Source organism: Synechococcus sp. R6-5 (assembly GCF_047461775.1).
GTDB lineage: Bacteria > Cyanobacteriota > Cyanobacteriia > Thermostichales > Thermostichaceae > Thermostichus.
In genome coordinates this window covers 1-12196 of record NZ_JANSHV010000004.1, presented here as the reverse complement: position 1 = coordinate 12196, position 12196 = coordinate 1, and the positions used below count along the sequence as shown (strand labels likewise).

Genomic DNA, 12196 nt, shown 5'->3' with positions numbered 1-12196 from the left:
GCGGGGCTCCTGCGATTTCTAGCTGACTTTAAACTTTCTGACTCTTTCCTCTTGTTTGAGCAATCCGGCTAGGATGTCTCAGAATGGGGGTGGTTATCCCCGTTATTGCAGTTTGATTGCGCATCCCACCATGAGCGAAAAGATCCCTCAAGATCCCTCCTTGCCGGAAGTGGCGGCTGAGATGGCCTTTGCTGCAGAGCCCAGTTTAGAGGAGGTAGGAGCTACTGCGGAAGAAACCACCCCAGACTCGGATCCCGGCAAGGGATCCCCTGGCACCGGCGGGTCGAATGCGCAGCGTGTCCGTCAACTGCTGGGCATGAAAGGAGCAGAGGTGGAGTCTCGCTCCATTTGGCAGTTGCACTTGCAACTGATGAAGCCTGTCACCTGGATCCCTTTGGTGTGGGGTCTGATTCCGGGGGCGGCATCTTCCGGTCACTTCACCTGGACTTGGGAGAATGTGGCTCTCATTTTGGTGGGCATGATTCTGGCGGGCCCCCTGATGACGGGCTATACCCAAACGGTGAACGAATACTACGACCGCGAGATCGACGCCATCAACGAGCCCTACCGCCCGATCCCTTCGGGGGCCATCTCTCTGCAGCGGGTGGTTATCCAGATCTGGGTGCTGCTGATCTTGGGGTTGGGCTTGGCCTACGCTCTGGACTGGTACACGGGCCATGACTTCCCGGTGATCACCTGCATTGCGCTGGCAGGAGCCCTGATTGCCTACATCTACTCGGCGCCGCCCCTGAAGCTCAAGCGCAACGGCTGGCTGGGCAACTACGCCCTGGGCGCCAGCTACATCGCCCTGCCCTGGTGGACAGGTCACGCCTTGTTTGGCGAGCTGAACTGGACGGTCTGCATCCTGACGCTGATCTACAGCTTGGCCGGGCTGGGGATTGCTGTGGTCAACGATTTCAAAAGCATCGAGGGGGATAGGCAGTTTGGCTTGGCCTCTTTGCCGGTGATGTTTGGGGCGATGGGGGCCGCTTGGATCTCGGTGCTGATGATCGACCTGTTCCAGTTCGGCATGGCCTCGTTTTTGCTGGGGGCGGGCCTAAAACTTTACGCGGCCCTTTTGGTGCTGCTGATCATCCCGCAAATAACCTTCCAAGATATGTACCTGCTGCGGGATCCTTTGAACAACGATGTGAAATACCAAGCCAGCGCGCAGCCCTTTTTGGTGTTGGGCATGTTGGTGGTCGGGCTGGCGTTGGGCCGCTCGGGGCTGTGGTAGTCGAGCCGACGGCAAAGTGCCCATCTTGGCAACAGAGGTGACGGCTTCCGCCCTGGGTTCGGCCCGACATCTGGGCCAAGATCAAGTCAAGATCAAGTTAAGTTGAGCCAGGGATCCATCCCCTGCAAGGATCGTTGGCGGATCCCTGGAAGCTGTTATGGCCCTGGGCCAAAGGAGATATCCAATGAAGCTGTTGTTTCCCCTCCAACTCGGCCTAAGCCTGGCTTTGCTCTTGGGGCCGCTGGCCGTCTCTCCCGCCCAAGCGCAGCGGATCGTCATCGACGGGCGGGGGATCGTGGTAGAACCCAGCACAGGTGGCTCGGTGATCCTCAATCCCGACCAGCCGGTCTTTTCTCCAATCTTGCCCTCTGCAGTTCCTTTTTCCATCGATGGAGAAGGCAAGATCGTCTCTGCCCCTGGCTACCGCTGCAGTGCGGCTACTGCTGCCGACAACTCCCCCATCATCTGTCGCTCCCAGTTCAACCGCAACGACGTGGTGGTGTATGAGCGGGACGGCCAATCCAACACCTTCCTTGTGAACATCGACAACACGGTGACCCGGCCCTCCGGCAGTGGGCTGCGGATTGTGCCCAACCCTGAACCGGCGACTCCCTCGGGTAGCGGCCTGCGCATCATCCTAGACTGAGGGCAGGGATCCCTTCACCTCTTGTCCAGTTGCAACCGCAGCATTTGCTCTGCATCATAGAGAGGTTTGGCGAAGAAATAGCCCTGGCCATACTCGCAGTTCAACAGCCTCATTGGTGCAGTTGCTGTAGGGTTTCGATCCCCTCGGCAGTGACATCCATTCCCAGGCTGCGGGCCAAGGTGATGATCAGGCAATGGTCTCGGCATTTTCTTCATTCGGCCCCAAGCGCGAGATGAAGGAGCGATCGATTTTCAGGCTATTGATGGGGTAATCGTGCAGGCGGCTGAGAGAGGAGTAGCCTGGGCCGAAGATCAAAACCCCCGCAATTGCGCCAGTTGCTCTGCCGCTAGAAACCGTAGCCTATTTTGCGGTCTAAGGAGATCTTTCGGTGCTGGGGTGGTATTGTTGCCGTCTTTCTTCCAATTCCATCAGGATCTGCTGATGACGCTGCCGGGTGATTGGGTAGAACCACACCAGCAGGATCCCGCCGATCAGGGCCACCGCCGGTAAGGGGCCGATGGCAATGCGGATGGCCAACAAAGCCGATTCCGGCTGGATGGGCAGGGCCTCTCCGGCCACCGAAGGCACAAAGCCGGCCCAATCCAGAGCTTGCCCCACGAAAAACAGTCCCAGCGCCAGGCCCACCTTTTGTAAGAAGACCATAAAAGCGTAGAAGATCCCCTCCCGCCGCTCCCCGGTTTGTAGTTCATCCAGATCGATCACATCCGGCAACATGGACCAAGGGCCGAGATAGGCCGTAGCAGAAACCCCAATGCCGGCCAACAGAGCCAGCCTAATCATGATCCCTTGCTGGCCGGGCTGGAGGAAAAACAGGCCCGCCTGCGAGATCAGCCAAAACCCCGCCCCGATAAGGTACATGGTGCGCTTGCCCAGATGGGTGCTCAGTTGGGTCCAGCCAAACAGCGTCAGCACTGCGATCCCCTGTACCGCCAGTACCACCAAGGAAATCCACACCTCCGGCAGGCCCATCCAGAAGACGATGAAGTAGGGGATGATCGTGGCCGTGAACTGAAACGCCAGCCAAGAACACAGGTAGATGCCGCTGACAAACAGGTAGGGGCGGTTGCTGAAGGCCACCCGCAGTTGTTGAACCAGGGGCATGGGATCCCGTTGGAATTGATACCGTTCTCGCACCCCCCAAAAACAGATCAGCAAGGGCACAGCCGAGATCACTCCAAAACAGGCTCCGGCCAGCAGATGGCCGGCAGCCCGATCCGGCAGCAGGTTGACCAAAAGCGGAAAGGTAACCACCGCAACCATGCTGCCCCCTACAGAGAAGGCAAAGCGGAATTGGTTGAGCTGGGTGCGCTCGTCGTAATCCTGGGTCAGCTCCGCTGTCAGGGAGGCGTAGGGAATATTGGCCGCAGAGTAGAAGGTATTGAACAAGAGCGACACCGCCAGGTAGTAGGCAAACAGGGGGCCAATCCGACCGGGAAAAGGGATCCACCACTGGGCCAGGAACGTGAGGCCAAAGGGGAGGGCTGCAAACAGCAGCCAGGGGCGGCGACGGCCCCAACGGGTGCGGGTGCGGTCGCTGAGAATGCCGATGATGGGATCGTTGATGGCATCCCAAAAGCGAGTGATGGCGTAGATGCTGCCGGCTAGGCCTGCCGACATGCCAACGGTATTGGTGAGAAAGGGCAGCAGGAAAAAGATGAGGATGTTGGCCGTCATGCCTGTGCCCAGATCCCCCACCCCATAGGCCAGCTTCGTCCACAAACTGAGTCGCTGTCTGGTCATCATGTCCCCCTGGAATGCCAGGATTCCAGTGTAGGGGGTAGGTGGAGATTTCTTTTTTGGGGATCCCTGGAAAAGCTGATCAAAATTCAGGGTCTTCTCCCAGTTCCCGTAGCCGCTGGGCCAGTCGTTCGGCTCGGGAGCGTTCCAATTCTGCCCGCTGCCGTTCCAATTCAGCCCGTTGCCGTTCCAATTCAGCCCGCTGCCGTTCTAGTTCAGCTCCCGTAGGCAACAATTGCCCTGCCCTATCATACCAGCGCACCCAAAAGCGTTCTCGCCCCTCGTAGGATCCCCACCACCGACCGATACTCAAGTCCAAATCGGGCAACAGAATGGGGGGATGTTCTCCAGCGCCTGAGCCGGGGAGCAGCTCATAGTGTCCGCCCTGGAGTTGATAAACATTCAGCTCATCGGTCTCTAGCTCGAAGGTGACGTAGTAGGGGATCCGCAGCCGCCTTTCGTAGAGCTGGAATTTGGCTTGTCCGGGTTTTTCTTCCCCCTGGTCGTTGCAGATGATCTCCAAGATGAGAATAGGCAAGATATTCCCTTCATCCCAAACCACATAACTTTTGCGGGCAGTGCCATCCCGCCAACGGGGAACCCCCAGCACCAGAAACAAATCTGGAACAATGACCTGCCGGGGTAGGGCGTAGTAAAGGCCCATATTGCAAGCCACAAAAAAGTCTTGCCGATCTGACCAGTGCAGCAGCAGCGGTTCCCGGAGGAGGGGGTATTGGCGGCCTTGATCCTCGTTGTCCAAGGGGGTGTCGTCTGTATCGGGCAAGTCGTGCTGGGTGGGCCAGCGATAGGGGGTAATGGTCATGGCCGGGCAGGAGCAGTATGCCTCCACTGTAGCGAATGGGTTAGGACTGCATTTGGCTCATGGCTTCTAGATCCAGCACTTCCGCCACCTGCTCTGGGGTCATGAGGTTGCGCTCCAAAACAATCTGTCGAATGGGCTGGCCGGTTTCCAGAGAAGCCTTGGCCACCTCTGCCGCTTGTAAGTAGCCGATGTAGGGGTTGAGAGCAGTCACCAAAGCCAGCGTCCCTTCCGCGTAGCCGCGGCATCGCTGCGGTTGGGGGGTGATGCCTTGAATGCAGCGCTCGGTGAAGACCCGCAGGCTGTTGTTTAGGATCTGTAGGCTGTGCAGGAGGTCATAAGCAATGAGGGGCATCATCACGTTCAGCTCAAATTGCCCCGCCTGAGCACAGAGGGTGATGGCGGTATCCAGCCCGATCACCTGAAAGCAGACCATGTTCAGCATCTCGGCCATTACCGGGTTATACTTTCCGGGCATGATGGAAGAGCCGGGCTGAACCGGGGGGAGTTGGATCTCCTTGAGGCCGGTCTTGGGGCCGGAATCCATCAGCCGCAGGTCGTTGGCCAACTTGATGCCATCTTGGGCCAAGTTGCGCAGGGATCCCGACAGATGCACAAAGGGGGCCATGCTCTGCATCGCCGCCATCAGGTGGGGGGCAGGGGTCAGGGGTAGCTGAGTATATTCCGCCAGCCGTTGCACCACCCGCTGCCGATACTGGGGATGGGTGTTGAGGCCGGTGCCGACAGCGCTTCCCCCCAACCCCAAGCTGCACAGGGCCTGGCTGGCCTCCTCGATCCACCGACGGTGTTGGGCAAAGATGGCCGCGTAGGCGCCAAAGCTGTCCCCCAGCCGCACCGGCACCGCATCCTGCAAATGGGTGCGACCGGCCTTGAGGATCCCGTGAAAGTCTTTTGCCTTCTGCTCGAGGGCTGCCACCAAATTGTCTAGAGTGCCCAGCAGATCCCGCCGCACCCGCAGCAGGGCAGCCAGGCGAATGGCGGTAGGAATGACATCGTTGGTGGATTGGCCGTAGTTGACGTGATCGTTGGGGCTGACCCGCTGGTAGCAGCCTTTGGGCTCCCCCAGGATCTCCAAGGCGCGGTTGGCCAACACTTCGTTGACATTCATGTGGTGAGAGGTGCCTGCCCCTGCTTGGTAGATATCCACCACAAATTGATCCCGCAGGGATCCCTGTAGGATCTCATCCGCCGCCTGCACAATCGCCTTGGCCACCTCTGCCGGAATGCACCCCAACTCTCCATTGACCTCTGCCGCCGCTTTTTTGATCAGCACGCAGGCTTCTACATACTCCGGCAGGGGCTTGAGGCCGCTGATGGGAAAGTTCTCTAGGGCGCGGACGGTTTGAATGCCGTAATAAACCGACTGCGGCAGTTGCCGCTCCCCCATCGAGTCCCGCTCGCTGCGTACCTCGGCCAAGGCGTTCTCCTCTCCCGTTTGCGGATCCCTGGGCTAACTTCCGGTAGTCCCCTCCGAGGGTGTCTCGAGGGCCGGGGATCCTTTCTGTAAGTTCTGTAAAGTGGCCAGCAACTGTTGGCCGAGGCGCTCGTTGTTCTCGGCCAAGACCAACACCATGGCCGCACAGGCCAGGTGCACCCCTGCTCGAAATTCCGCCGAAGACTTGTACTGGATCAGCGCCTCGCTATCTCCTTCCCGCGGGCTCAGGATGAGCTGAACCGACTTTTGGGCCAACTCTGTCAGTTCCCGTTCCGTTAAACCGAGCTGCACCGCTTCTGCCCTCCCTGCTGGCCGACAAACAACCTTTGATCCCATCAGGATCGCCACTTTGGTATCCTACCGCGGTTGTTGCCCCAATCTGGCAGGATCCCCAAGTGAGCGGGCCTTGACAACTCTTGATAGCTCTAGAAGGAGGTAGAAAATGCCGGTTAGTATAGGTGCAGCATGCCTTAGCCTGCGGGCCGATAGCCGACTTTGATTGGATAAGTTCAAATCCACGGGTCGGCACTGCTCCTAGGGGGCTTGCTTCTACTTAGCATGGGTTTTGTGCTGTTCATTTCGTTCAGAGAGGAAAACTTGACCGTAGAGCGTCCACTTGACCGCTTCCCCCGCAAGCAGCGTGCAGAGCTGCCGGCCATCAACGAGCGCATCCGCTTCCCCAAAATCCGCCTCATCGATACCGACGGCACCCAGTTGGGGATCATGAGCCCGCGCGAGGCCCTGCGCCTGGCAGAAGAAAAAGATCTGGATTTGGTCTTGGTGAGCGAAAAGGCCGATCCGCCCGTCTGCCGCATCATGGACTACGGCAAGTTCAAGTTTGAGAAGGAGAAAAAAGAACGGGAGGCCCGCAAGAAGCAACACACCGCCGAGATCAAGGAAGTGAAGTTTCGCTACAACATCGGCGAGCACGATTACCATGTCCGCCTGCGCAGCGCCCAGCAGTTCTTGGGGGATGGAGACAAGGTGAAAGCCACCGTGATGTTCCGCGGTCGCGAGGCCCAGCACGCCGAGCTGGGGGAAGAATTGCTGCAGCGCTTGTTCAAAGACCTGGAGGGCGTGGCGGAAATGCAGCAGCCTCCCCAAAAGGAAGGGCGAAACATCACGATGATTCTCTCTCCCAAAAAATCGGTCTGAGGAGGGATCCCACCCATGCCCCTTGCCGTTGGGGATCCGGCTCCGGAGTTCACCCTGCCCGATGCCGAGGGCAATCCCATCAGCTTGAGCCAGTTGCGGGGACAGCGGGTGGTGCTCTATTTTTACCCGCGGGACAACACCCCCGGCTGCACCCAAGAAGCCTGCGGCTTTCGGGATGCCTACGCTGACTATCAAGCCCACGGCATCGCCATCTTGGGGGTGAGCGCCGACGATGCCCGTTCCCACCAAAAATTTGCCCAGAAGCTGCAACTGCCCTTCCCCCTGTTGGTGGATGAGGGGGCCAAGGTGGCCAGGGCTTACGGGGTCTATGGGCCGAAAAAGTTCATGGGCAAAGAGTACAACGGCATTCACCGCACCACTTTTGTTATTGATCCGGAGGGGAAGATCGAGGCCGTTATCACCAAGGTCAAGGTGGAAACCCACGCAGCGGAGCTGCTCAAGCAGTTGACCGGCTCTTAGGCTTTCCGGTGGGAGTTCGGCAGACCTGCTGCTGGGCTCGTTGTTCTGGAACCTGAGCCAAGACGGGAACGAAAAGAGCAAAAAAAGATGTAAAGTGCCGGTATTGATTCCTCGTGGGCTAGGGCCGTGTCCCGACGCAGCCGTACCCTCAAGTCGATTCACGACAGCTACCAAATGTTGGGTTTGGCCGGCCAAGGGCAGTACGGGCGTGTATTCTGTGCCCGTCCCCGTCAAGGAGGAGACCTGGTGGCCCTGAAGGAGCTGCCGGCGGAGCGCTTTCCCACCCAAAATCTGCTGCGGGAGCTGCGCCATCTGCTCACCCTCAACCACCCCAACATTACCCGCTGCTACGCCCTCGAACATGCCCGCGAAGGTCGCTACCTGGTGTTGGAGTACTGCGAGGGAGGCACGCTGCGGGAGCTGATCGACCAGGTGGAGCAAGGGCTGTGGCTGCCGGTCAAGCAGGTTTTGGGCTTTGTGGATCAGATTTTGGCCGGGTTAGATCATGCCCACCGGCAGGGGGTGATCCACTGCGATGTCAAGCCCGAGAACATCCTGCTCAAGCCCACGCCCCAGGGCTGGCAACTGAAGTTGACGGATTTTGGCATCGCCCGTCGCCTGCAGCCTGCTGCCGGCGAGATCACCGCCACCGGATCCCCTGCCTACATGGCCCCGGAGCGGTTTTATGGCCAGTTCAGTCCCGCTTCCGATCTCTACGCGGTGGGGATCATCCTGGTGGAGCTGCTGACGGGCCGACGGCCTTTTTCCGGATCTCCCGGCCAGTTGATGCACGCCCACCTCAACCAGCCGTTTGTCTGTCCAGAAGGGATCCCTGCCCCGCTGCGGGAGGTGCTGGAGATAGCCCTACGCAAGTTGCCCTTGCGGCGGTTCCGCACTGCTGCCCAAATGCGGTCGGCTTTGGCGGTGGTTGCCCAAGAGTGGCAAGAGCCGGCCAGTTGTTGGGTTGGCCCTCGCCTGCCCAGATGGCCGCCCCCTGGGGTACAGGTTTGGGATCTGCCGGATCTGGGCTCTGTTGACACTGGCGGGATGGAGTTCCTGGCCGAGCAAAAGTTCTGCATCTGCGAGGATCCCAGCGGCTCCAGATCCCCGCTGCTGTTGCGGGTGACCCCCCAGAGGCTGGAATGGCTGGAGCTCCAGAACCTTGCCCTGGGATCCCCTGCTTTGGCCCGTTTTTCCCTGGACGAGCCAATTCGGGCGGTGCTGCCCTTGAACACCTTCCCGGAAGCCCTGGCCTTCTCCCGAAGCAGCCTTTTGCACCTCAGCCCCAGCCGCATCCGCACCTTGCTCAGCTTTGAGGAGGATTGGCAGGCCACCTGGCTGGCAGAGCGACAGGAGCTGGTCTGGGCCACCGCCCAAGAGTTGGGGGCCGTACAATGGCAGCCGGCCACGTCGACAGGAACACAGCCTTTCCCCGATTCCCGCTGCTATTTTCGTTGGCCTTGGCAGGGATCCCTGTCCCGCTTGCTGGCCCTCTCGGAGCATCTGGTTTTGTTGACAGGTGTGGGGCAGCAGTGGGTGGAGATGAGCCTCTTGCCCTATCCCAAGGGACACCATCCCACTGTCGCAACCGGTTGGTCTCTGCAGACGGGATCCCAGCCCATTCGCCATCGCCTGCCCTTGGATCCCCAAGGGGGGGTGATCAGCTTGGGAGAACGGTTGCTCTTTGCGGCAACAGATGAGGGAAGGGAAGGCCAGCAAGGTTGCTGCCCCTATCTCCACTCGGTGCAGGTGAATCCGCTGCGGGTGCGCCGCTGGTTCTTGAAAGGGCAACCTGTCCAGATGGCCAAGGCCCCTTGGGGCGTGCTGCTGCTGTGTCGAGAGGGCGAGCAATCCACTTCCCTCTGGCTGTACAGTGAAAAAGGGGATCCCTTGGCCCAAGTAGCTGTGCCTAACGGCTCACAGGTGTTGCAGGTGGGCCAAAGGGGCAAGATTTGGCTGCAGGTGCCCAAAGCAGAGAAATCTCACCTGTCTCAGCTTTGGCAATTGGATCTGAACTGCTTGCCGGTGAGTGGACAGCCTTCCCAGGTGATGCTGTGCGACCCAGCGATCTAGAGTTTCGCCAAGGACTCCGTCCCGCTGTCGCGACCGGACTCGGCCAGAACCGCTATCAGCCCTAAGATCAAGTTTGAAGATCAAGTTTGGCCAGATGCCCGGCCAGCTCTGCTGGGCTGTGGACCAGGGGAGTGGTGATCTGTCCAGCCTGTTGGAGAACAAGCATGAGTCAGTATCTGCCGGAACCTGCTGCTGTGGAGGAGGATCCCAGCTTGTTGGTAGAGCGGCTGCGCCGCAAAGAGGGCCGGTGGCTGGATTGGGCCAAGGCCTGTCAAGCTTTGCAACGACAGAAAATGACTCCCCAGGCCATCTTCGAGGCAACCGGGTTTGAGCCCATTCACCAAAACCAGATCATCGTTGCGGCCCAAGTTTACGAAGGGATAGCCAAAGCAGGAGCCAGCCCAGCAGTTCTGGAGCATTTTGCCCACAAAGGTAGCGATATCCTCTACGAGTTGCGCATTCTCTCTCCACAGGATCGGGTTCGGGTGGCGGAATTTATCTTCAGTCGCCATTTGCATGCCGCTGATGCTCATGAGATCGCCCGCGCCGTGAAAAATTATGCCCAGCTCCAACAGCTTCCGGAAGGGTTTACGGATCACCCCGGCGATGCGGTAGCCTATCAAGCCTGGCGGACGGCCCAGCAAACCCGCGATCTGCAGGAGCGAACTCGCGCTATCGGTCGAGCATTTCAGTATGTCCACAGTGATACAGCCCGCCGACAGGTGGAGCAGCTCTTGTCCACGATTGCCACCAGCTCCCGCCCCCAACGCAGCGTTTTGCCCAAGCTGTCCGTGTTTCGCTTGGAAGAAGATCTGCCGCGACTGCTGCCGGTGGCCGGATCCCTGCCTCTTGCAACTGCCGCCTGGGAAGGGATCCCCCCCAGCGAGCCGCAAGGGCCCTTTGGCTGGGTCAACAGCCCGGCGGAGCAGACTTGGATGGCCTTGCCTGCTTGGCCGGTGATTCAAAAGGCCGGGGATCCGGTGATCCTTCAGGTGGAAAACCGGCTTTTGGGATCCCTGTTGGGTTTGCCGGTGCCTGCCGGTGAAGAACAGGATCCGGTTTTGCTGGTGGTCGATCGCGCCGCTCGGGTTTGGGAGGGAGCTCAGATGGCGGGATTTTTCCTGGTGGATCGGGCCGGATCCCTGGCGGTGGAGTGGATAGAAGACTCGCCCTCCTCTCCCCTGTTGGGCCAGGTGCTGATGGCCGTGCGCCCCCCGCGGGTTTTCGATGAGGTGCTGGCTCAGGATCCCTGGCAGTTGGAAGAATAGGCGTTGGGATCCCGCCGTTGTAGCCATTCGTGCTAGTGGTGCAGAGCACCGCGCCTGGACTCGCCCCCATGGCCTCACCCATGGCCTCAATTGAGCAAGGCCAAGTTATCCCGGTGGACGGCAGTATCAACCCCTTCGTAGCCCAGGATGCGGGGAATCTCGGCGGTTTTTTTGCCCTTAATCTGCCGCAGCTCCTCGGCGCTGTAGTTCACCAGGCCCCGCGCCACCTCCTGGCCGCTGGGATCGCACAGGCGCACGGCAGCCCCCGCCTCAAACTCCCCAGAAATGGCTGTGATCCCTGCCGGCAACAGCGAGCGCCCTTGCTCGCACACCGCTCGTACCGCCCCCTCATCCAAAGTCAAAGATCCCTCGGGGATGAGGCCGTAGGCAATCCATCGCTTGCGGGCGCTGGCGGGCTGAGGAGCCGGATCAAAGCGGGTGCCGATGGCCTCGCCGGCCAGAATTGCCGGGATCTGCTCAGGCCGTTTGCCATTGGTGATCACCACCGTTACCCCTGCAGCTGTAGCAATTTGAGCAGCGGTCAGTTTGGTGGCCATGCCGCCGGTGCCCCAGCCGCTTTTCCCCTGGGCTTCGGCCTTCACCTGTAGCGGGATCCCGGGCAACACCCGCTCAATGGGCTGGGCAGAGGGATCTCGGTTGGGGTCAGCCGAATAGAGCTTGTCCACATCGGTGAGCAGGATAAGCCACTTGGCCTGCACCATGCTGGCCACTAACGCCGAAAGCGAGTCGTTATCGCCGAATTTCAGCTCCTCCACTGCCACCGTGTCGTTTTCATTGACGATGGGAATAACCCCCATCTGCAGCAGTTGGGCAAAAGTGCGATTGGCGTTCACGTAGCGGCTGCGCTCCACCAGATCGCCGCGGGTGAGCAGCACTTGGGCAATTGGCTGGTTCAGAGCCGAGAAGAGGTCATCGTAAAGGCGGATCAACCGCCCCTGTCCCACCGCAGCCACCGCCTGCTTCTCGGCAATAGCCGTCGGTCGTTGCCGCCAGCCAAGGCGAGCACAGCCCACCCCCACCGCCCCAGAGGAGACCAAGATCACCGCATACCCCTGCCTGCGCAGGTGGGTCAGCACCTCCACCAGCGGCCCCAACACCGAAAGACGCAACAAGCCAGTCTGAGTATCTGTCAGGCTGGAGGTGCCGATTTTCACCACCACCGTCACGTCTGTTGTTGCCATCGCCGCTCTCAACCCATCCTCCCACCCCTCTATTCACCATAGCGCCACCATAGCGGAGTCAAGACGCAGCTGTATTGACCAAAAGGCGCGGCAAGCCCCGT

The 12196-nt window shown here is 59.8% G+C and carries 12 protein-coding genes; 6 read left to right on the top strand and 6 right to left on the bottom strand.

The annotated features are described in order from the left end of the window. Nucleotides 1–130 precede the first annotated feature (130 nt). Nucleotides 131–1237 carry a chlorophyll synthase ChlG gene (gene chlG, locus NW818_RS00235; protein WP_414352183.1) on the top strand — a complete coding sequence of 369 codons (1107 nt, stop codon included), beginning with the start codon at nucleotides 131–133 and terminating at the stop codon, nucleotides 1235–1237. Nucleotides 1238–1421: 184 nt separating this feature from the next. Continuing rightward, nucleotides 1422–1883: a hypothetical protein gene (locus tag NW818_RS00230; RefSeq protein ID WP_414423515.1), complete on the top strand. Its 462-nt coding sequence runs from the start codon at nucleotides 1422–1424 to the stop codon at nucleotides 1881–1883. A gap of 186 nt (nucleotides 1884–2069) precedes the next feature. On the opposite strand, the gene NW818_RS00225 is transcribed toward NW818_RS00230, so the two are convergent. From NW818_RS00225 to NW818_RS00205, 5 genes are all read right to left on the bottom strand, one after another. Then, nucleotides 2070–2198 carry a hypothetical protein gene (locus NW818_RS00225; RefSeq protein ID WP_414423514.1) on the bottom strand — a complete coding sequence of 43 codons (129 nt, stop codon included), beginning with the start codon at nucleotides 2196–2198 and terminating at the stop codon, nucleotides 2070–2072. A 57-nt stretch (nucleotides 2199–2255) separates the two neighbouring features. Further along, the gene (locus NW818_RS00220) at nucleotides 2256–3644 is read right to left on the bottom strand and encodes an MFS transporter (RefSeq protein ID WP_414423513.1); all 1389 of its coding nucleotides are present in this window, start codon (nucleotides 3642–3644) and stop codon (nucleotides 2256–2258) included. 79 nt (nucleotides 3645–3723) lie between these two features. Continuing rightward, nucleotides 3724–4464: a Uma2 family endonuclease gene (locus NW818_RS00215; RefSeq protein ID WP_414418881.1), complete on the bottom strand. Its 741-nt coding sequence runs from the start codon at nucleotides 4462–4464 to the stop codon at nucleotides 3724–3726. Nucleotides 4465–4504: 40 nt separating this feature from the next. Further along, nucleotides 4505–5899 carry an aspartate ammonia-lyase gene (locus tag NW818_RS00210; RefSeq protein ID WP_414357182.1) on the bottom strand — a complete coding sequence of 465 codons (1395 nt, stop codon included), beginning with the start codon at nucleotides 5897–5899 and terminating at the stop codon, nucleotides 4505–4507. A gap of 33 nt (nucleotides 5900–5932) precedes the next feature. Continuing rightward, nucleotides 5933–6253: a hypothetical protein gene (locus NW818_RS00205; RefSeq protein WP_414357184.1), complete on the bottom strand. Its 321-nt coding sequence runs from the start codon at nucleotides 6251–6253 to the stop codon at nucleotides 5933–5935. Nucleotides 6254–6514: 261 nt separating this feature from the next. Here NW818_RS00205 and infC point away from each other — a divergent pair, with 261 nt between their 5' ends. The 4 genes from infC to raf1 all read left to right on the top strand — a co-directional run bounded on the left by infC (nucleotide 6515) and on the right by raf1 (nucleotide 10893). Continuing rightward, nucleotides 6515–7072 (top strand): translation initiation factor IF-3, encoded by a 558-nt coding sequence (gene infC / locus NW818_RS00200; protein ID WP_414357186.1) that lies wholly within the window; start codon nucleotides 6515–6517, stop codon nucleotides 7070–7072. A gap of 15 nt (nucleotides 7073–7087) precedes the next feature. Beyond that, a complete protein-coding gene (gene bcp, locus NW818_RS00195) occupies nucleotides 7088–7552 on the top strand; it encodes a thioredoxin-dependent thiol peroxidase (RefSeq protein ID WP_011432174.1) in 465 nt (154 codons plus the stop codon). 126 nt (nucleotides 7553–7678) lie between these two features. Continuing rightward, nucleotides 7679–9625: a serine/threonine-protein kinase gene (locus NW818_RS00190; RefSeq protein ID WP_414416977.1), complete on the top strand. Its 1947-nt coding sequence runs from the start codon at nucleotides 7679–7681 to the stop codon at nucleotides 9623–9625. A gap of 164 nt (nucleotides 9626–9789) precedes the next feature. After that, nucleotides 9790–10893, top strand: coding sequence for a RuBisCO accumulation factor 1 (gene raf1 / locus NW818_RS00185; protein WP_011432171.1), 1104 nt, complete (start codon nucleotides 9790–9792; stop codon nucleotides 10891–10893). Nucleotides 10894–10979: 86 nt separating this feature from the next. On the opposite strand, the gene proB is transcribed toward raf1, so the two are convergent. After that, nucleotides 10980–12095: a glutamate 5-kinase gene (gene proB / locus NW818_RS00180; protein ID WP_041436197.1), complete on the bottom strand. Its 1116-nt coding sequence runs from the start codon at nucleotides 12093–12095 to the stop codon at nucleotides 10980–10982. Nucleotides 12096–12196: the final 101 nt, after the last annotated feature.

Coding starts and splice junctions, on each gene's coding strand:
- NW818_RS00215 (WP_414418881.1), bottom strand. CDS start 4,464: ATGACCATTACCCCCTATCGCTGGCCCACCCAGCACGACTTGCCCGAT.
- bcp (WP_011432174.1), top strand. CDS start 7,088: ATGCCCCTTGCCGTTGGGGATCCGGCTCCGGAGTTCACCCTGCCCGAT.
- chlG (WP_414352183.1), top strand. CDS start 131: ATGAGCGAAAAGATCCCTCAAGATCCCTCCTTGCCGGAAGTGGCGGCT.
- NW818_RS00230 (WP_414423515.1), top strand. CDS start 1,422: ATGAAGCTGTTGTTTCCCCTCCAACTCGGCCTAAGCCTGGCTTTGCTC.
- NW818_RS00205 (WP_414357184.1), bottom strand. CDS start 6,253: ATGGGATCAAAGGTTGTTTGTCGGCCAGCAGGGAGGGCAGAAGCGGTG.
- raf1 (WP_011432171.1), top strand. CDS start 9,790: ATGAGTCAGTATCTGCCGGAACCTGCTGCTGTGGAGGAGGATCCCAGC.
- NW818_RS00220 (WP_414423513.1), bottom strand. CDS start 3,644: ATGACCAGACAGCGACTCAGTTTGTGGACGAAGCTGGCCTATGGGGTG.
- proB (WP_041436197.1), bottom strand. CDS start 12,095: ATGGCAACAACAGACGTGACGGTGGTGGTGAAAATCGGCACCTCCAGC.